Here is an 18,440-nt window from a genome sequence, read left to right on the forward strand (position 1 = left end):
CCATGGCCGATTGCCCGTTTGACAAAGCGCCGCACAAGGAGGAAGCTACGTCCCCATGAATTTCCGCGCCGTCCGCATTTCGCTGATTATTACCATCATTCCTGGAATGGTGGGTTAGCGCGCGACCGCAACAGTCACAGCCACCCGCCCCTCGAGGCGGGTTTTTTGTGGCCGCCTCTGCCGGGCAAGCACACCGAAGCAGAGAGCCAGATGCACCACACCCCGCAAGCCAGCCAGCAAACCGCCACGCCGACCGCATTCCAGGACGGCCGGGCTACGCCGATGGAATACCTGAGGCAGATCCTGACCGCCCGCATTTACGACATCGCCCGCGAAACCGAGCTGGACCGCGCCCGCGGCCTGTCGGCCCGGCTGGGCAATCCGGTCTACTTCAAACGCGAGGACAATCAACCGGTCTTCTCCTTCAAGGTGCGCGGCGCCTACAACAAGATGCGCAATACGCCGCAGGCCGCGCTGGATCGCGGCGTGATCACGGCGTCCGCCGGCAACCATGCGCAGGGCGTGGCGATCTCGGCGGCCAGGATGGGTGTGCGCGCCATCATCGTGGTGCCGCAGACCACGCCGCAGGTGAAGGTGGATGCGGTCAAGGCGCATGGCGGCCCCACGGTGACGGTGGTGCAGGCGGGCGATTCGTATAGCGATGCCTACGGCCACGCCCAGAAGCTGGCCAGCGCGCAGGACCTGACCTTCATCCCGGCCTTTGACGATCCCTATGTGATCGCCGGCCAGGGCACGGTGGGCATGGAAATCCTGCGCCAGCACGCGGGCCCCTTGCATGCTGTCTTCGTGCCGATCGGCGGCGGCGGGCTGGCCGCGGGCGTGGCGACCTACATCAAGGCGGTGGATCCGGGCGTCAAGGTCATCGGCGTGCAGACCGAGGATTCCTGCGCCATGTCGCTGTCCATGCAGGTGGGCGAACGGGTCAACCTGCCCGAGGTGGGCCTGTTCTCGGACGGCACGGCGGTCAAGCTGGTGGGCGAGGAGACCTTCCGCCTGTGCCGTGAACACCTGGACGAGATCATCCTGGTGGATACGGACGCGGTCTGCGCGGCGATCAAGGACGTATTCCTGGACACGCGCAGCGTGTTGGAGCCGGCCGGCGCGCTGGCGGTGGCCGGGCTGAAGAAGTACGTGGAACGCGAAGGCGTGCAAGGCCTGCCCATGGTGGCGGTGACCTCGGGTGCGAACATGAACTTCGACCGCCTGCGCTTCGTGGCGGACCGCGCCGAGGTCGGCGAAGCCCGCGAGGCGGTCTTTGCCGTGACGGTGCCGGAAGAGCGCGGCAGCTTCCGCCGCTTCTGCAGCGTGATCGGCCAGCGCAGCGTGACGGAATTCAACTACCGCATCGCCGATGCGCGTACCGCTCACATCTTCGTCAGCATGCAGATCTCGCGGCGCGGCGACGCCGCGGAAATCATGACGGCGCTGCAGGAGCAGGGTTTCTCCGTCGGCGACCTGAGCAACAACGAAGTGTCCAAGCAGCACATCCGCTACATGGTGGGCGGCCGCTCGCCGCTGGCAGCCGGCGAGCGCCTGTTCCGCTTCGAGTTTCCTGAGCGTCCCGGCGCCCTGATGAAGTTCCTGTCCGAGATGGCGCCCAACTGGAACATCAGCCTGTTCCACTACCGCAACCAGGGCACGGAGTTCAGCTCGGCGCTGGTCGGCATCCAGGCTCCCTTGGCGGACAGCGCCGCGCTGGACGCATTCCTGCGGCAGTTGGGCTACGCCCATACCGAAGAAACCGCCAACGAGGCCTATCGCCAGTTCCTGATCTGAGCGGGCGAGATCAACCCGGCGCGCAGCCAGGCTTGCGCGGCAGGGCCACGCCCGGCTGCAGGCGCAGCGCGGCGCGCCCCTGCGCCGCCTGCGTCAGCTGCAGGGTGGCGGCGCGCCAGGCCGGCACGTCGTCGAAGGCCACGTCGGGCGCTGCCGACGTCTTGGATAGCGCGTCCGGCCGGTCGAACTGGATCGCGGGCAGGCGCAGGCAAGGGTCCTTGAAATCCAGGCGGGCCAGTTCGCGCCCGTCGCTCATGCGCACCGCGCGGAACGCCACCGGAGTGTCCACGAACTTGGTGATGGCCGGCACGATCTGCAGATAGCCATCGGCATCCTTGACCCGCTTGGTGGGCTCGATCTCGATCACGTCCCTGCCTGGCGGCACGGCCAGGTAGGCCACGCCGTCGGCCACGTCCAGCAGCTTGCCCGGGCCCAGGTTCAGGGCGGCAAGCGGCGCGTGGCGGATCATCACGGTTTCGTTCCAGGAAGTCTGGACGCGTGTCCAGCCGGGCAGGCGCGCGTCTTCGAAGCGGGTCGTGGAGATGCGGTCGCGCTCGGGCTTGGCGGACAAGGCCAGGCGCTCGACCCGCAGCGCGCCGTTGGCCACGCGCAGTTGCGCCAGCACGGTATTGGCGCTTGAACTGGTGAAGTAGGCCAGCACCGCGTCCGTTTCCAAGGCCTTGGCGGTGGACGCGCAAAAGAAGGCGCGGGCCTCGATGCGCTGGCCATCGGGATAGAGCAGGGCGCCGACGTCCTTGCCGCAAAGTGGCTGGCCCCGGTAGGTGATGGTGGTGGCGCGGGTGGTCTGCCGCTGGCCGGTGTTCCAGTCGCTGCGGCTGCCGGTGGCGGCTTCGACCACCAGTCCATGGTTGTCGTAGACCACGTCTGCGCCCGCGGGCGCGGCAAGCATGCTGAGCACAAACGCGAGGCTGCGTCGACGCGCCATGATCGGACTCCCTGGTGTGGCTGGACGGGTCTATATATACCACCGCCAGGGAGCGTCCCTTACTGCGGGCCGAGCTTGCGGATCAAGGCGTCCAGCATCTCCAGTTCTTCAGTCCGCAAGTCCGTCAGAGGCGCGCGTACGGGACCCGCATCGTGACCGACCAATTTGGCGCCCGCCTTGACGATGCTGACGGCATATCCCGGCACGCGGTTGCGGATGTCGAGATACGGCAGGAAAAAATCGTCCAGCAGGCGGTTGGTGGTGTCATGGTCGCCCGCGGCGATCGCGCGGTAGAAGTCCATGGCCATACGCGGCACGAAATTGAACACGGCCGACGAATAGACCGGCACGCCCAGCGCGCGGTAGGCGGCGGCATAGACCTCGGCCGTGGGCAGGCCGCCCAGGTAGGAAAAGCGGTCGCCCAGCTTGCGGCGGATGCGCACCATGGCTTCGATATCGCCCACGCCGTCCTTGAAACCCACCAGGTTGGGGCAGCGTTCGGCCAGTTGCGCCAGGCTGTCGGCCGAAAGGCGCGACTGTGCGCGGTTGTAGACGATGACGCCGATGTTCACGGATTTGCAGACCTGCTCGACGTGCGCCGCGATGCCCTGTTGCGAAGCCTCGGTCAGGTAGTGGGGCAGTAGCAGTATGCCCTTGGCGCCCAGGCGCTCGGCTTCTTGCGCGTAGGCGATGGCAGTGCGGGTCGGACCGCCCGCGCCGGCCAGGATGGGAACCTTGCCCGTGCAGGTCTGCACCGCGGTGCGGATGACGTCGGCGTATTCCTCTGGCGCCAGCGAAAAGAACTCGCCCGTGCCGCCGGCGGCGAACAGGGCGGTCGCGCCGTAGGGCGCCAGCCATTCCAGGCGCTGCGCATAGTTCCTGGCGTTGAAGTCGCCGTTCTGGTCGAAATCGGTGACGGGGAAAGACAGCAAGCCTTCCGAAACGATGTGCTTGAGTTCCTGCGGGGTGGTCATGTTGCGTTGATCCGTATGGGGCGCCATCGAACGGCAAAGTCTGCCGGCAGCCTGGTTAAGTGGTAAGTCATCGTACAACATGAAATATCGCCATTCAAGGAAAATTCATTGCCGTAGGCTCCGGGATAGGTGCATACCCGATGGGGATATATTTTGCTTTCCAATAATAATTTCATAGTTGTACGATGACTATGGTCTAGCCGGACGAAGCTGGCGCAGGTGCGCGCGGCGGCCGTTCCCAAAAGGCTGCGGCAGTGCGCCGGGGACGGCGTCCGCGCGCAAGATAATTCCAGAGGAGACTGCATGAACCCGAGCAAGAGACAATTCCTGGGCGGCGCTGCGGCGCTATGCCTGTCGCCGTGGTTGCCGGCATGGGCGCAGCCGGGCGACTGGCCGACGCGCGCGGTCCGCATCATCGTGCCTTACCCGCCCGGCGGCTCGTCGGACATCATCGCGCGCATCCTGGCGCCGCGCCTGGCCGACGCCCTGAAGCAGACCGTGGTGGTCGAGAACAAGCCTGGAGCCAATGGCAACCTGGGCGCCGGCCTGGTGGTGCAGGCGGCGCAAGAGGGCCATACCGTGCTCTTGTGCGACGTGGGGGCGCTGGCGATCAGTCCGTCCGTGTACACCAAGCTGTCTTTCGATCCGTCCAAGGACTTGCGCGCGGTCGGCATGCTGGCCTATTCGCCGCACGTGCTGGCCGTGCATCCCGACGTGCCGGCCAAGACGGTGACCGAACTGGTGGCCCTGTCGAAGAAGCAGCGCCTGAACTTCGCGGTCACGGCGATCGGCAGCGCGCCGCATCTGGCCGCGGTCGCCGTGCAGCAGGCGACGGGCGCGCAATGGGAGTATGTGCCCTACAAGGGCGGTTCGCAGGCGGTGACGGACACCATAGGCGGGCAGACCCAGGTCATCATGAATGGGTTGCTGGCCACGTTGCCCCACATCAAGGCCGGCAAGCTGCGGCCGATCGCGATCTCCAAGCGCGAACGCATGCAACTGGTGCCTGACATCCCCACCATTTCCGAACAGGGCGTGGCGGGCTTCGAGTCCGGCACCTGGCAAGGGGTGATGGCGCCCGTGACCACGACCGATCCCGTCGCCATCCGCTTGTCGGAACTGATGGCGCAGATCGTCAACCAGCCGGACGTGAAGGCGCAGTTGAACGAACAGGGCGCTGAAATCGTCACCCGCAATCCCGCCGAACTGGCGCAGTTCTTCAACAGCGAACGCGCGCGCTGGGCGTCGGTGGTGAAAAGCGCGGATATCCGGCTGGATTGACGGCGGGGCTGCCTGGACAGGCATTCAGGCGCGGGAGCACACTGGAATCATCCCGCGTCCGTCCAGGCCCCGGCGCGACGCGGGCCCGGGCTGCGCAGGCAACATCGCGCGCGGCCGCAGACCAGGGGCAGAGGGGCTGCAGCCATGAAAATTCTTTGCGCCGCCGCGCTGCTGGCGGCGGCCTGCGGGCCAGCCGTCGCGCAAGGCGCCGGACCCGCGGTTCCCCAACCCCCGCCTTCGGCCCGCGTCATACCCGATGCCTGCGTCGGCGCATCATGTCCCCGGCTGATCAATCCGGGCGCTACCCAGGAACCCTGCCTGGGCACCGGTTGCGCCACCGCGGGCAGGCCGCCTGGCCCGCCCGCGCCACCCTCCAGTGGACCGAGCCGGCAGCCCGGCTGGATGAGCCCCGCGCCATCCCGCCTGCCGCCGATGCCCGCGCAGCGCGGCGTGCCGACGGGGCCGCTGACGCCTGCGCCGCCGTTGCCGGTGCCGAGGTGATGCGGGGGGATGGAAGGCGGCAAAACCTCATGGCGGTGCCGACCGCGCATCCGCCATCCGCATGTACGACCGATAAGGCTCCGCCTCAACCATGTCCCGCAGCAATTCACGCAGGATGTCCTGCACTATCTTCACCGCCTGCGTCAGCGGCCGGTTCGATGCGGTGGCCAGCATCAGGCGGGTGGACAGGGCAGGATTGACGATCCTGCGGGCGACGAGCTGGCCGCTGTTCAATTTGCCTACCACTGCAGGCAGGGCCAGCACCGTGTGGGCCAGTCCGTTCAGGACGATTTCCTTCATCAGTTCCAGCGCGTCCATTTCGAACACGACATTCAGGGGCGCATCGGCCTGCGCTGCCGCCTGTTCCAGCGTGCGGCGCAGACCATGGCTGCGCGTGGGCAGCGCCAGGGGCAGATCGCCCAGTTGAGCGAAGTCGATGGAGGGCAAGGCCCGCGCGGCGGGGGACAGGTTCTGTGCGGGCGATACCAGCGCCAGGTCCAGCTCGGCCAGGGGATCGACCACCACGTGCTGGGAACGCCGCGCATCGTGCAGCACCGCGATGTCGACGCGGGCGTTGGCCAGCCATTCGTGCACATAGCCGCTGTAGCCGGTGATGACGTTGAGCTGGATGCGCGGATGGCGCTTCCAGACTGCCGCCACCAGCGGCATGCCGACCATGTGGGACAGCGTGGGCGTCAGGCCCAGCGTGACCTGGCCGGAGGGCGATTTCTGCTCGTCATGGAATTCGGTCACCACCCGCGCCATTTGCGCCAGCAAGGGGCGCAGGCTATCCAGCAGTTTCTCGCCTTCCGGGGTCAAGGACACGCCGCGGCCGTTGCGGTAGAGCAGGGCGCAGCCGCATTCGTCTTCCAGCTTTCTGACCTGGCGGCCCAGCGCCGATTGCGCGATGCCCAGCACCGAGGCGGCCTTGGAGAAGCTGCCCGAGTCGGCCACGTGGATCAGGTTTTCGATCTTGCGCAGGTCCATCGCGATGTCTCGCCGCCAGCGCTTGCGGGCGGCTCCTCCTTGTGTGCGTTTTTTGTATATCTGATAGGCACAGTATGCCTACATGGCCTGCCGCCAGCCACCCTAGAATTCCTGCGTATCAGACCCGCGCCTGCGCGCTTGCCCTTGGTTTCCTGCCCTCCATGACACCTGCTGCCGAACTGAACACGTCTTCCCACGCCTTGCTCGGGGTCTTCGCCCGCAACGGCATCGACCGGGTCTTCCTGGTCCCTGGCGAAAGCTATCTGGGCGTGCTCGACGCCTTGCACGATTTCGCCGGCATCGACGTGGTGACCTGCAGGCACGAAGGGGGCGCGGCATTCATGGCGTGCGCCGATGGCCGGTTGACGGGCCGCCCGGGGGTGGTCATGGTGTCCAGGGGACCGGGCGCGGCGAATGCAGCCATCGGCGTGCATGCCGCGCAGCAGGACGGCGTGCCGCTGATCCTGCTGATCGGGCAAGTGCCGCGCAAGGACCTGCGCAAGGAGGCCTTCCAGGAGATCGATTACCAGAAGATGTTCGGTTCGATCGCCAAATGGGTGCATGAGGTGGCGGCGCCCGAGGACGTGGCCTGGGCCGCTTTCAAGGCTTTGCGCGTGGCCGCTTCGGGTACGCCAGGGCCAGTGGTGCTGGTGGTGCCGGAAGACGTCCAGCAGGCCTGCGTGCCGCAACCGGACTGGGTGGCCGAGCCGGCCAGTCCCGCGCAGCCGGCGCCCGCCGCGCTGACGCGACTGCAAGCCTTGCTGGACGCCGCCCGCAAGCCGCTGATCATTGCCGGGGGCGCCTTCAACGCGCCGGGCGGCCGCGAGGCGCTGCGGCAGCTGGCGGAGCGGCACGGCATACCGGTGGCAGTATCGTTCCGCCAGCATGACTTGTTCCCCAACACGCATCCGCTGTACGCCGGCGACCTGGACCTGGCGACGCAGCCCGCGCAGGTGGAGGCGTTCGATTCCAGCGATCTGATCCTGGCCCTGGGCACGCGCCTGGGCGACATCACCACCCAGGGCTACACGTTTCCGGCCTATCCCAGGCCGTCGCAGACGCTGGTGCATTGCCATGCCGACGCGCATTTCGTGAACCAGCACTTTGCGGCGGACGTGGGCATCATCGCGGATCCGGTGGCTACGGCGCAGGCGCTGGCCGCGCTGCCGGCGGCGGACCGTGGCGGGCGCGAGGACTGGGCGGAATCCTTGCGCGCGATCCGCGAGCGCTCCGCCGCCTGGCCCGATCCAAAGGCCGACGATGGCGTGCCCTTCGTGTCGGTGGTGCGAGCGCTGGCCGAACAGGCGCCGCCGGACCTCATGGTTTGCCTGGACGCGGGCACCTTCGCGGCGCCGGTGTATCGCCACTTTCCCTTCGTCTACCCGCAACGGCTGATGGCCTCGCAATCGGGCGCCATGGGCTACGGCACGCCGGCGGCGATTGCCTCGCAGCTGCGCAATCCGCATGGCAAGGTGGTGTGCCTGGTTGGCGACGGCGGCTTCATGATGACGGGCAACGAGATGATGGCCGCGGCCGAGCGCGGACTGCCGGTGTTCTTCATCGTCTCCAACAACAATTGCTATGGCTCCATCCGCCTGCATCAGGCGCGCACCTATCCCGGGCGCTACGCGGGCACCAATCTGGCAAGTCCCGATTTCGCGATGATGGCGCGCGCCTTCGGCATGCAGACCGAGTATGTCACCCATCCGGACCAGGTGGCCGCGGCCATCGCCCGCGGGCTGGCCTCGGCCGCGCCGTACTTCGTGGAGGTCAAGACCAGCCTCGCCGCGATCCTGCCGGACGGCGCGGACAGCGCGGCCGGCATCGACCTTCTGGGGCGAGACCAGGCAGGGACTCAATCGCGGTAGCCAGGATCCTTCCTGTCCATCAGACGCAGCATGGCCGGCCATTCCAGTTCGCCGAAGGGGCGGCGCGTTGTCGGCTGATACAGGTGCCAGGTCTTCTCGACGACCTCTGGCGGCGGCACGCATAGTTCGCGGTTGGCGGCCAGGGCGTCGACCTGCGCCTTGCAGGCCATTTCCAGCCAATACAGTGTGTTGAATGCCTGCGCGATGCTCGGGCCGGCGGCTAGCAGGCCGTGGTTGCGCAGGATCATCGCCTCGGACTGGCCCAGGTCCGCCACCAGGCGCGCGCGCTCGTCCAGGTCGATGGCCACGCTCTCATAGTCGTGGTAGGGAATCTTGGCGAAGCGCATGGCGGTCTGGGTCAGCGGCAGCAGGCCGCATTGCAGCGCCGATACCGCCATGCCGGCCCGCGTGTGGGTATGGATGACGCATTGCACGTCGTGGCGCGCGCCGTGCACGGCGCTGTGGATCACGTAGCCCGCAGCGTTGATGCCGTACTCGCCGGGATTGTCCAGCACGTTCCCGTCCAGGTCTATCCTGATCAGGCTGGAAGCGGTGATTTCGTCGTACATCATGCCGTAGGGATTGATCAGCAGATGGCCCTCGGGCCCGGGTATGCGCGCGGTGATGTGGTTGTAGATGAGATCGCTCATGCCAAAGTGGGACACCAGCCGGTAGCAGGCGGCCAGTTGAATGCGGGTGTCGCGTTCCGCGGGGCTCATGGCTTTTTGCATGGTTCGGGTCTCCGGTTCAGTCGCTGGCCTTGACGTTGAAATCGCGGACCACCTTGCCCCACGATTCGTATTCGGATTTCATCAGCGCGCCGAACTCGGCGGGCGTGGCGGTGGTGCGGACCTGGGCGCCCAGGTCCGCCAGCTTGTCGCGCACGGCGGGGTCTGCCAGCACGGCGTTGACCTCGACGGCCAGCTTCTGCTGGATCTCGGGCGGGATGCCGGCGGGCGCGATCAGGCCCAGCCAGGCGCCCATGTCGAAACCGGGGTAGCCCTGTTCGGCGACGGTGGGCACCTCCGGCAGGCTCGCGACCCGCTCAGGGGTGCTGACGGCGATCGCCTTCAGGCGTCCCGCTTTAACCAGGGCCAGCGAGGACACCATGGTGTCGAAGGTGGCGTAGGTCCGCCCGCCCACGATATCGGTCTGCGCCTGGCTGCTGCCTTTGTAGGGCACGTGGATCATGCTGGCGCCGGCCTTGGCCAGCAGCACCGAGGTCACCAGATGGCTGGTGGTGCCGACGCCGGTGGTGGCGTAGGTGTACTGGTTCGGTTTGGCCTTCACGGCAGCGAGGAAGTCCTGCAGGTTGTTGGCCGGATTGTCGGGGCTGACGACGAACAGGTAGGGCAGCCAGGTCAGCAGGCCGATGGGCGCGAAATCCTTGCGCGCGTCGTAGTTCAGGTTGGGATAGACATGCGGGTTGATGGCTTGCGGCGCGGACGCGCCGATCATGAGCGTATAGCCGTCGGGCTTGGCGCGCGCGCCCAGGCCGGCGGCGATGGAGCCGCCCGCGCCAGGCTTGTTCTCGACGATGAACTGCTGGCCCAGACGCTGCGCCAGGCGGTCGCCGACCATGCGGGCGACGGTGTCGGTGGCCGTGCCGGGCGGGAATCCGACCAGGATCGTGACGGGCTTGGAGGGATAGGGGGCTTGCGCCCAAGCCGGCCCGGCTGCGGCCCAGGCTGTGGCGGCCAGCATGGCGGCCAGCGCGGCTCGCGTTGTCGCATTGCGCATCGTAGTCTCCAGTCATTGTTCTGATGGCGGGAGAGCGCCTGCGCCTGCCCGCAACGGAACCGCGGTGGGCAGCCCGTCGCCGTTCAAGGTCGCACAAGGGCCCACCGCCTTCAATGGCGCTGGCGGCCAAGCAGATAACGCGAAATGGCAAGGATGGCGGACGCCGCGCGGGCGTCCGCCCAGGGGATCAAGCCGTCAGGCTGATCCAGGTCGTCTTCAGGTCGCTGTACTTGTCCAGCGCGTGCAGCGACTTGTCGCGGCCGAAGCCCGACTGTTTGACCCCGCCGAAAGGCACGGTGATGTCGCCGTCGGCGTAGCAGTTGACCCACACCAGGCCCGCGCGCAGGCGGCGCGAGAGACGGTGCGCGCGCGACAGGTTGGCAGTCCAGAGCCCAGCGCCCAGGCCGTAGATCGAATCGTTGGCCAGCCGCACCGCGTCGTCCTCGGTGGCGAAGCGCTGCGCGGCCAGCACCGGGCCGAAGATCTCCTCGCGCACCAGGCTGCTGTCCTGGCTGGCGCAATCGAAAATCGTCGGTTCGATGTAGTAGCCCCCGGTGGCGCCCAAGGCCTGGCGCCCACCCATGCGCAACTGCGCGCCTTCGGCCGAGCCCGCTTCGATGCGGGCCAGCACGCCGCGCATCTGGCGTTCGTCGACCATGGCGCCCATGGCGGTGGCGGGATCCAGCGGATCGCCCGGTTGCAGGGCGGCGGCGTAGTCCGCGACCTTGGACATGAAGGCGTCGTAGATGCCGTCCTGCACATACAGGCGCGAGCCCGCGATGCAGACTTCGCCCTGGTTGGAGAAGATGGCCAGGGCCGCAGCCTGAGCGGCGCGGTCCAGGTCGGGGCAGTCCTCGAACACGATGTGCGGCGACTTGCCGCCGCACTCCAGCCACACGCGCTTCAGGTTCGATTGTCCCGAATACTCCATGAAGCGCTTGCCGGTGGCGGTCGACCCGGTGAAGGCGATGCAGTCCACATCGGGATGCAGGCCCAGCGCCTGGCCGGCCTGCGCGCCCAGGCCGGGCACCACGCTGAAGACGCCGGCGGGGATGCCTGCTTCCTCGGCCAGCGCCGCCAGCCGGATGGCCGACAGCGAGGCCTGTTCGGCCGGTTTGAGGATGACGCTGTTGCCGGCGGCCAAGGCTGGCGCGACTTTCCAGGCGGCCATCATCAGCGGGTAGTTCCACGGCACCACCGCCGCGACCACGCCCAGCGCTTCGCGCGTGATGGTGGCCAGCGCGTCCGGGCCGGTGGGGGCGATCTCGTCGTAGATCTTGTCGATCGCCTCGGCGTACCAGGCGTAGCAGCGCGCCGTCTCGGGTACGTCGAAGGCCAGCGCGTCGCGGATGGGCTTGCCCATGTCCAGCGTTTCCAGCAGCGCGAGTTCCTCGCGGTGCTCGTCGATCAGCGCGGCCAGGCGCAGCAGATGCTGCTTGCGCTGGCGCGGCGCCAAGGCGCTCCAGACGCCGGCTTCGAAGGCGCGGCGGGCGGCCTGCACGGCGCGGTCCACGTCGGCCGCGCCGCAAGACGCCACGTCGGCCAGCTTGCGCCCGTCTATCGGGCTGGTGGCGGGGAAGGTGGCGCCATCGGCCGCGTCGCAATAGGCGCCGTCGATGTAGGCCTGGCCATTGAAGGCGAGCGCGGCGGCGCGGGCGCGCCAGTAGGCGGCGTCCTGGGTCATGAGCGGACCTCCTGGGCGTTGGCGCGCGCCACCATGGCGTCGAGCAGCACGTTGCACCCGGCTTCCAGGTCAGCGGGCTTGGCGTCCTCGATCTCGTTGTGGCTGACGCCGTCCTTGCACGGCACGAAGATCATGGCGGTTGGGGTGACGGCGGCCATGTAGACCGCGTCGTGGCCCGCGCCGGTGACGATGTCCATGGCGGCCAGGCCGCGGCGCGCGGCGCCGTCGCGCACCTTGCCGACCAGGTCCGGGTCGAACGGGGTGGGCGGGAAGTACTGCACGTGCTTCACGTCCACTTCCACGTTGTGGCGCTGGGCGATTTCGGCGCAGATTTCGTGCCAGCGCTGGTCCATGCGGGTGAGCGTGGCCTCGTCCTCGTGGCGCAGGTCCACCGTGAAACGCACCTGGCCCGGGATGACGTTGCGCGAACCGGGGTGCGCGTGGATTTCACCCACGGTGCCGCGGCCATGCGGCTGGTTATCGTTGGCAATGTCGACCACCGCCTGCAGCAGGAAGCTGGAGGCGTACAGCGCGTCGCGCCGGATCGGCATGGGGGTGGGGCCGGCATGCATTTCCATGCCGGTCACTGTCACGTCGTACCAGCGCAGGCCGAGCGACCCGGTCACCACGCCAACCACTTTTTCTTCATGCTCCAGGATCGGGCCTTGTTCGATGTGGGCCTCGAAATAGGCGCCCACCGGGCGGCCGCCCACGGGGTCCGTGCCGGCATAGCCGATGGCTGCCAGCTCGTCGGCCACCGACTTGCCGTCGCGGTCGGTCGCGGTCAGCGCCACTTCCAGCGGGAATTTGCCGGCGAATACGCCCGAACCCATCATCACGGGCACGAAGCGCGAGCCTTCCTCGTTGGTCCAGATGGCGACTTCCAGCGGCGCCTCCGTGACCACGCCGTGGTCGTTCAGGCTGCGCATGACCTCCAGGCCCGCCAGCACGCCATAGCAGCCGTCGAACTTGCCGCCGGTGGGCTGGGTGTCGATATGGCTGCCGGTCATGACCGGCGGCAGGTCATTGTTGCGGCCGGCGCGGCGGGCGAAGATGTTGCCCACTTGGTCCACGCGCAGCGTCATGCCGGCATCGCGCATCCAGCCGGTGACCAGGTCGCGGCCCTGGCCATCCAGCGCGGTCAGCGCCAGGCGGCAGTTGCCGCCCTTGGCCGTGGAGCCGATCTGCGCCAGGTCCATCAGCGACTGCCACAGCCGCTGTCCGTTGATCGATATCGTCGTCGTCATGTTGGAGTTCCTCTGTGTCAGTGGCTGGCGGCGGCATTGCGGGCCAGTGCGGCTTCGCGGATGCCCATCAGGGTTTCGCCCGGCGAAATGCCATTGGCGTCGTAGCGGATTTCCAGAAGGGCCGGCATGTTTTCGCGTTCGGCAAAGGCCAGCGCGCGTTCGAATGCGGGACCGAAGCTGGCGGTGTCTTCCACGGCTTCGCCGTAGCCGCCGTAGCCGCGGATGATCTGCGTGAAATCCGGGTTCTCGAAGGACAGGGCGATGGTGCGCGCCGGGAACTCGCGTTCCTGGTGCGCGCGGATGGTGCCCCAGATGCCATTGTTGAACACCAGCACCACCACGCCCAGGCGGTATTGCAGCGCCACGCCCAGTTCTTGCATGTTCATCTGGAAGCAGCCGTCGCCGGCATAGCAGACCACCGTGCGCTTGCGGTCTTCCAGCTTCGCCGAGATCGCCGCCGGCAGGCCGTAGCCCATGGAGCCCACGGTGGGCGTGAGGCTGGTGCCGGGGCCGGCATAGCGGCGGTAGCGGTGGGGATACAGCGCATAGTTGCCCGCGCCCACGGTGATGCAGGCGTCGGCCGGCACGTGCGCGTCGACGTAGGCGGCGGCCTGGTCCAGGCTCATCGGCCCGGGCGAAGGCAGCGGCTTGAGGCTGTCAACCAGTTCCTGGTGCGCGGCGCGCACCGCCTCGCCGCGCGCCGTCTTGTGGCCGGGGACCAGGCCCGCCACGCTGGCGGCGAAGCTGGCCACGTCCGCCACGATGGCCTGGGTGGGCGAGAACACGCGGCCCAGTTCGGCGGCGTCCGGATACACGTGGATCAGTTGCTGGCGCGGCAGCGGGCTTTCGATGACGGTATAGCCTTCGGTCGTGGCCTCGCCCATGCGCGTGCCCACGGCCAGCACCAGGTCGGCGTCGTGCAGGCGCTGGCGCAGCTCGGGCGTCATGGCCCAGCCGACGTGGCCGGCGGCGTTGGGGTGGCGCTGGTCGAAGCACTCCAGGCGGCGCCAGGCCGTGCCTACCGGCAGCTCGAAGCGTTCGGCGAAGCCGGCGATCTGGTCGATGGCGGTCTGGTGCCAGCCATTGCCGCCCAGCAGCAGGAAGGGACGTTCGGCAGCGTCCAGCAATTGGGTCATGCGGGCCAGGTCGGCGGCGCCGGGGTGGCTGTGCACGCGCGGGTAGCGCGGCAGGTCGGCCACGCGGGCGCGGCCCCACAGCGTGTCCTCGGGCAGCGCCAGCACCACGGGGCCGGGACGGCCGCTGGTGGCAATTGCGAAGGCGCGCGAGATGTACTCGGGGATGCGGTCGGTGCGGTCGATCTGGGCCACCCATTTGGCCATCTGGCCGAACATGCGGCGATAGTCGATTTCCTGGAAGGCTTCGCGCTCCATGAAGTCGTTGCCCACCTGGCCCACGAACAGGATCATCGGGGTGGAGTCCTGGAAGGCGGTATGCACGCCGATGCTGGCGTTGGTGGCGCCCGGGCCCCGCGTGACGAAGCAGATGCCGGGTTCGCCGGTCAGCTTGCCATAGGCTTCGGCCATGTAGGCCGCGCCGCTTTCCTGGCGGCAGACGATGGCCTCGATGGCATCGGTGTGGTCGTTCAGCGCATCGATGCAGGGCAGATAGCTTTCGCCGGGGATCATGAACACGCGGCGCGCGCCATGGATGCGCAGCTGCTGCATCAGGATCTGACCGCCATTGCGTTCGGGAATTGCTGCTGACGTCATGCGGAGTCTCCTTGTTGCGGGACGGCCTGCGCGCGGCGCTCGGCGGCCCATCGTTCGAATTGGTGATGGCGCGCCAACAGGCGGCGCGCGGTGTTGTAGACAGGCGGATCGATGCGCTCGGCGTCGTGGCGGCCGGCGCGCTGGGCTTCATAGCGGGCGACGCAATCATGGGCCGCCATGACTTCGTCCGGGGCGGGCGTGAACACCGCGTGGATCAGCTTGACCTGGTCGGCCACGGTGGCGCACTTGGACTTCAGGCCCATGCGGCGGGCCCAGCGCACATCGGCTTCCAGCGCCGGCATGTCGCGGTAGTTGAAGGGGCAGTCGATGGGCAGGCAGCCGGCCGCCGTGCAATCCAGCAGGAAGCGGGCGCGCAGGTGATGCAGTTCGATGCCGTCCTTGCCGCGCTCGGCGCCCAGGCTGGCGGTCAGGTCCTCGGCGGCCAGCAGGCAGGCGGACACGCGCGGGCTGGCGGTCAGGATGTCATAGGCGCGGTGCACGCCCAGCGCGGACTCCAGCGTGGGCACGATCTCGGTGCTGCCCGCGGGGAGGCCCAGTTCGGCTTCCAGCGCGGTGATCGCCTGGTCCAGCGCGGCGATCTGCGCCGCGCTTTCGGCGTGGGGCAGGAACACCGCGTCCGGCGCGCCCGGCATCACGCCGCGCAGGTCCGCCAGGCCGTCGTCTTCGAGCTTGTTGATGCGCACCGCGGCCACCACGCCCAGGGCGCGGCAGCGGCCGAACAGTTCGGCGATGATGGGGCGCGCGGCTGGCCGGTCCGCCGGGGCGGTGAACTCTTCCAGGTCCGCGACCAGCGCATCGGCGCCGCTGGCCAGGCCGTCGGCCTGGGCGTTGGGGTCGAATCCGGACACGAACATCCAGCTGCGGCGCAGGAAGGGGGGACGGCGGGAGGGGGTAATAGGGGTCATTGCACGTGCCTCGGCAGGAACAGCACCAGTTCAGGTACGAAAGTCAGCAGCAGCATGACCGCGGTCATGGCCAGCATCATCCAGGACAGAGGACGCAGGGTCTGCATCATGTTGATGCCGCCGATCTTGCATGCGGCCATCAGGTCGACCCCGACGGGCGGCGTGTTGGCGCCGATGGCCATGTTGATCGACAGCAGGATGCCGAAGTGCACCGGATCGATGTTGTAGTGCGCCAGCACCGGCATCACGACCGGGGCCACGATGATGATGACCGGGATCGCTTCCATGAAGGTGCCCAGCAGCAACAGCACCACGGTCAGCACCAGCAGCACGGCGGTCTTGCTGTCGGTCCATTCGACCAGCAGCGTGGACAGCGCCTGCGGCACCTGCTCGGCCACCAGCACCCAGGCGAACAGGCCCGACGCGCCGATGATGAGCAGGATGGATGCGCTGCTTTCGCCGGTGGACTTCAGGTTGTCCCACAGCGACTTCAGGCTCAGCGTGCGGTACCAGAAGAAGCCGATCAGCAAGGCGTAGATGATGGCGCTGGAGGCGGCCTCGGTAGCGGTGAAGATCCCGAAGCGGATGCCGCCGATGATCAGCACCGGCACCATCAGGGCAGGCAGCGCGTCGATGGCGGCGGCGCGCAGTTCCGGCCAGCTGAATGGCTGGCCGCCGGCCCAGTTGTGCTTGCGCGACTGCCAGACGGCCACGCCGATCAGCGACAGCCCCAGCAGGATGCCCGGAATGATCCCGGCCACGAACAGCTTGCCCACCGAGGTGTCGGTGATGGTGCCGTAGACGATCAGCACGATGCTGGGCGGGATGATGGTGGAAGTGGCGCCGGCGCTGCCGATCAGGGCGCAGGAAAAGCCCTTGTCGTAGCCGCTGCGGGCCATGGCGGGCAGCAGCAGGCTGCCGATGGCGACCACGTCGGCCACGCCGGAACCGGACAGCGCGCCGAACATCAGGCAGGCCAGCACGGCCACCACCGCCAGGCCACCCTTGATGTCGCCGACGATGGCGGCGCACAGGCGCACGATGCGCTGGGTCAGGCCGGCGCCGTTCATCAGCTGCGCGGCCAGGATGAACAGCGGAATCGCCAGCAGCGTGAAGCTGTCCAGCCCCACCACATACTGTTGCGCCGCCACCATCATGGGCGCGGAGTCGAAGACCGCCAGATAGGCCAGGCAGGACAGCACCAGGCCGAAAGCGATGGGCATGTCGATCAGCACCGTGATCGTGAACACGCCCATCAGGAAGAGAGCACCCGTAGACATCTTGTTAATCCTTTGCAGCGGCGGGAGCGGAAGAGAACAGCTGCGCCAGGTGCACCACGATGGTGATGGCGCAGGCGAAAGGCAGCGCCAGGTAGACGGTGCCGGCGGACACGTCCAGCGCGGGCAGGGTCTGGTCCATGGTCAGCTCGGCCAGCTGCCAGCCGGCATAACCCAGCGCCGCCAGGCCGACGATGATGAGCGCCTGGTTGATGCGTTCAAAGGCGTTGAGGATCCGGGGATTGCGCACCACGAACGGCAGCAGCCCGGCCATCAGGTGCGAACGCTCATGGCTGCAGACGACGCCGCCGATGAAGGCCGACCACACCAGCACCAGCCGCGGCAGTTCCTCGGCCCAGTGCGGCGTGGTGTGGGTGACGAAGCGGGCGAACACCACGTAGGAGATCAGGATCGCCAGCAAGGCCACCGCCAGGGCGGCGAAGGCCTTGCTGATGCCCGACAGGATCGCGGACAGTCGGTTGAGCATTACTTGGCCTCGCGGTACTTCTGCACCAGCGCCATCAGCTCGGGGCCGTAGGTGACCGAGTAGGTCTTCCACACCGGCTCCACCGCGGCGGCGAAGGCGGCCTTGTCGACCTCGTTGACCTGCATGCCCTTGTCCTTCAGCTGGGCGATGTATTGCTGGTCGCCGTCGGTGATCATCTGGCGCTGGGCGTCGCGCCACTTGTCGGCGGCGGCCTGCACGATCTTCTTGTCCTCGGCCGAGAGGCGGTTCCACACCGGCTTGGAGATGATCAGGTTGGCCGGACCCCAGACGTGGCCGGTCAGCGACAGGTATTTCTGCACCTCGAAGAAGGAAGAGGTGTAGATGATGGACAGCGGGTTCTCCTGGGCGTCGAACACCTTCTGCTGCAGGGCCGAATACAGTTCGCCGAAGGCCAGCGGCGCGGGGTTGGCGCCCAGCGCGGTAAAGGTGTCCAGGCGCATCTTGTCGGGCGTGACGCGGGTCTTCAGGCCGGCCAGGTCGGTGGGCTTGGCCACCGCGCCGCGGTTGTTGGTGACGTGGCGAAAGCCGTTTTCCCACCACGAGATGATGGTCAGGTTCTTCTTGTCGGCCAGCTTGGCCAACGCCTCGCCCAGTTCGCCGTCGAAGGCCTTGTAGGCCTGTTGCGAGGTCGACCAGGTATAGGGCAGCTCGACCACGCCGAACTTGGGTTCGATGGGCTGCAGCGAGCCCGAGCCGATGATGGCCGCGCCCTGGCTGCCGATCTGCAGGCCTTCGAGCATGGTCTTTTCATTGCCCAGCTGGCCGCTGGGGAACAGCACGAAATTGACGCGGCCGGCGGTCTTTTCCTTGACCTCGGCGGCAAAGCCTTCGGCGGCCTTGTTCCAGCTGTGGCTGGGCGCCAGCACGTGGCCGAGCTTGATATCCAGGGCGTGGGCCGACAACGGCGCGAGGCCGGCGAGGGCGAGCAGGGCGGCGGCCAGCAGGGCCGGTTTCTTTTGAGGAGCGGTGGTCAT

The 18,440-nt window shown here is 67.8% G+C and carries 15 protein-coding genes; 3 read left to right on the forward strand and 12 right to left on the reverse strand.

The window, feature by feature from the left end:
- Positions 1-210: 210 nt before the first annotated feature.
- Positions 211-1,797, forward strand: coding sequence for a threonine ammonia-lyase, biosynthetic (gene ilvA, locus IB259_RS04500; protein ID WP_119451545.1), 1,587 nt, complete (start codon positions 211-213; stop codon positions 1,795-1,797).
- Positions 1,798-1,807: 10 nt separating this feature from the next.
- Here the strand turns inward: ilvA and IB259_RS04505 are convergent, their stop codons facing one another.
- Together IB259_RS04505 and kdgD are read right to left on the reverse strand one after the other, a co-directional pair.
- A complete protein-coding gene (locus IB259_RS04505) occupies positions 1,808-2,743 on the reverse strand; it encodes a hypothetical protein (protein WP_192327749.1) in 936 nt (311 codons plus the stop codon).
- A 59-nt stretch (positions 2,744-2,802) separates the two neighbouring features.
- Positions 2,803-3,717 carry a 5-dehydro-4-deoxyglucarate dehydratase gene (gene kdgD, locus IB259_RS04510; protein WP_192327752.1) on the reverse strand — a complete coding sequence of 305 codons (915 nt, stop codon included), beginning with the start codon at positions 3,715-3,717 and terminating at the stop codon, positions 2,803-2,805.
- Positions 3,718-4,020: 303 nt separating this feature from the next.
- Here kdgD and IB259_RS04515 point away from each other — a divergent pair, with 303 nt between their 5' ends.
- Positions 4,021-4,998 (forward strand): tripartite tricarboxylate transporter substrate binding protein, encoded by a 978-nt coding sequence (locus IB259_RS04515; RefSeq protein ID WP_192327755.1) that lies wholly within the window; start codon positions 4,021-4,023, stop codon positions 4,996-4,998.
- Positions 4,999-5,526: 528 nt separating this feature from the next.
- On the opposite strand, the gene IB259_RS04520 is transcribed toward IB259_RS04515, so the two are convergent.
- Positions 5,527-6,486: a LysR family transcriptional regulator gene (locus IB259_RS04520; protein WP_192327758.1), complete on the reverse strand. Its 960-nt coding sequence runs from the start codon at positions 6,484-6,486 to the stop codon at positions 5,527-5,529.
- A gap of 161 nt (positions 6,487-6,647) precedes the next feature.
- Here IB259_RS04520 and IB259_RS04525 point away from each other — a divergent pair, with 161 nt between their 5' ends.
- Positions 6,648-8,354 (forward strand): thiamine pyrophosphate-dependent enzyme, encoded by a 1,707-nt coding sequence (locus tag IB259_RS04525; RefSeq protein WP_192327761.1) that lies wholly within the window; start codon positions 6,648-6,650, stop codon positions 8,352-8,354.
- Here the strand turns inward: IB259_RS04525 and IB259_RS04530 are convergent.
- The 9 genes from IB259_RS04530 to IB259_RS04570 all read right to left on the reverse strand — a co-directional run bounded on the left by IB259_RS04530 (position 8,342) and on the right by IB259_RS04570 (position 18,440).
- Entirely contained in the window at positions 8,342-9,085 is a 744-nt protein-coding gene (locus IB259_RS04530; protein ID WP_175162810.1) for a class II aldolase/adducin family protein, read from the reverse strand. The two genes, IB259_RS04525 and IB259_RS04530, sit on opposite strands and share 13 nt — an antisense overlap.
- A 16-nt stretch (positions 9,086-9,101) precedes the next feature.
- The gene (locus IB259_RS04535) at positions 9,102-10,094 is read right to left on the reverse strand and encodes a tripartite tricarboxylate transporter substrate binding protein (protein ID WP_054454500.1); all 993 of its coding nucleotides are present in this window, start codon (positions 10,092-10,094) and stop codon (positions 9,102-9,104) included.
- 187 nt (positions 10,095-10,281) lie between these two features.
- Complete coding sequence (locus IB259_RS04540) at positions 10,282-11,778, reverse strand: aldehyde dehydrogenase (RefSeq protein WP_192327764.1); 1,497 nt, start codon at positions 11,776-11,778, stop codon at positions 10,282-10,284.
- Entirely contained in the window at positions 11,775-13,025 is a 1,251-nt protein-coding gene (locus tag IB259_RS04545) for a Zn-dependent hydrolase (protein WP_192327767.1), read from the reverse strand. Before IB259_RS04545 ends, IB259_RS04540 begins: the two co-directional genes overlap by 4 nt.
- A 17-nt stretch (positions 13,026-13,042) precedes the next feature.
- Complete coding sequence (locus IB259_RS04550) at positions 13,043-14,755, reverse strand: thiamine pyrophosphate-binding protein (protein ID WP_175162802.1); 1,713 nt, start codon at positions 14,753-14,755, stop codon at positions 13,043-13,045.
- Positions 14,752-15,681 carry a CoA ester lyase gene (locus IB259_RS04555; RefSeq protein ID WP_192327770.1) on the reverse strand — a complete coding sequence of 310 codons (930 nt, stop codon included), beginning with the start codon at positions 15,679-15,681 and terminating at the stop codon, positions 14,752-14,754. Before IB259_RS04555 ends, IB259_RS04550 begins: the two co-directional genes overlap by 4 nt.
- Positions 15,678-16,961 carry a TRAP transporter large permease gene (locus IB259_RS04560; protein ID WP_192327773.1) on the reverse strand — a complete coding sequence of 428 codons (1,284 nt, stop codon included), beginning with the start codon at positions 16,959-16,961 and terminating at the stop codon, positions 15,678-15,680. Before IB259_RS04560 ends, IB259_RS04555 begins: the two co-directional genes overlap by 4 nt.
- A 4-nt stretch (positions 16,962-16,965) precedes the next feature.
- The gene (locus IB259_RS04565) at positions 16,966-17,445 is read right to left on the reverse strand and encodes a TRAP transporter small permease (protein ID WP_054454489.1); all 480 of its coding nucleotides are present in this window, start codon (positions 17,443-17,445) and stop codon (positions 16,966-16,968) included.
- The gene (locus IB259_RS04570) at positions 17,445-18,440 is read right to left on the reverse strand and encodes a DctP family TRAP transporter solute-binding subunit (RefSeq protein ID WP_192327777.1); all 996 of its coding nucleotides are present in this window, start codon (positions 18,438-18,440) and stop codon (positions 17,445-17,447) included. Before IB259_RS04570 ends, IB259_RS04565 begins: the two co-directional genes overlap by 1 nt.

This window comes from Achromobacter sp. ACM04, from assembly GCF_014851465.1.
Classification (GTDB): Bacteria; Pseudomonadota; Gammaproteobacteria; order Burkholderiales; family Burkholderiaceae_B; genus Achromobacter; species Achromobacter aegrifaciens.

Bases quoted from the DNA above. Each gene is read 5' to 3' on its own strand.
- kdgD (WP_192327752.1), bottom strand. From the start codon at position 3,717: ATGACCACCCCGCAGGAACTCAAGCACATCGTTTCGGAAGGCTTGCTG.
- IB259_RS04540 (WP_192327764.1), bottom strand. From the start codon at position 11,778: ATGACCCAGGACGCCGCCTACTGGCGCGCCCGCGCCGCCGCGCTCGCC.
- IB259_RS04560 (WP_192327773.1), bottom strand. From the start codon at position 16,961: ATGTCTACGGGTGCTCTCTTCCTGATGGGCGTGTTCACGATCACGGTG.
- IB259_RS04530 (WP_175162810.1), bottom strand. From the start codon at position 9,085: ATGCAAAAAGCCATGAGCCCCGCGGAACGCGACACCCGCATTCAACTG.
- IB259_RS04515 (WP_192327755.1), top strand. From the start codon at position 4,021: ATGAACCCGAGCAAGAGACAATTCCTGGGCGGCGCTGCGGCGCTATGC.
- IB259_RS04555 (WP_192327770.1), bottom strand. From the start codon at position 15,681: ATGACCCCTATTACCCCCTCCCGCCGTCCCCCCTTCCTGCGCCGCAGC.
- ilvA (WP_119451545.1), top strand. From the start codon at position 211: ATGCACCACACCCCGCAAGCCAGCCAGCAAACCGCCACGCCGACCGCA.
- IB259_RS04520 (WP_192327758.1), bottom strand. From the start codon at position 6,486: ATGGACCTGCGCAAGATCGAAAACCTGATCCACGTGGCCGACTCGGGC.
- IB259_RS04545 (WP_192327767.1), bottom strand. From the start codon at position 13,025: ATGACGACGACGATATCGATCAACGGACAGCGGCTGTGGCAGTCGCTG.
- IB259_RS04550 (WP_175162802.1), bottom strand. From the start codon at position 14,755: ATGACGTCAGCAGCAATTCCCGAACGCAATGGCGGTCAGATCCTGATG.
- IB259_RS04505 (WP_192327749.1), bottom strand. From the start codon at position 2,743: ATGGCGCGTCGACGCAGCCTCGCGTTTGTGCTCAGCATGCTTGCCGCG.
- IB259_RS04525 (WP_192327761.1), top strand. From the start codon at position 6,648: ATGACACCTGCTGCCGAACTGAACACGTCTTCCCACGCCTTGCTCGGG.
- IB259_RS04570 (WP_192327777.1), bottom strand. From the start codon at position 18,440: ATGACCACCGCTCCTCAAAAGAAACCGGCCCTGCTGGCCGCCGCCCTG.
- IB259_RS04565 (WP_054454489.1), bottom strand. From the start codon at position 17,445: ATGCTCAACCGACTGTCCGCGATCCTGTCGGGCATCAGCAAGGCCTTC.
- IB259_RS04535 (WP_054454500.1), bottom strand. From the start codon at position 10,094: ATGCGCAATGCGACAACGCGAGCCGCGCTGGCCGCCATGCTGGCCGCC.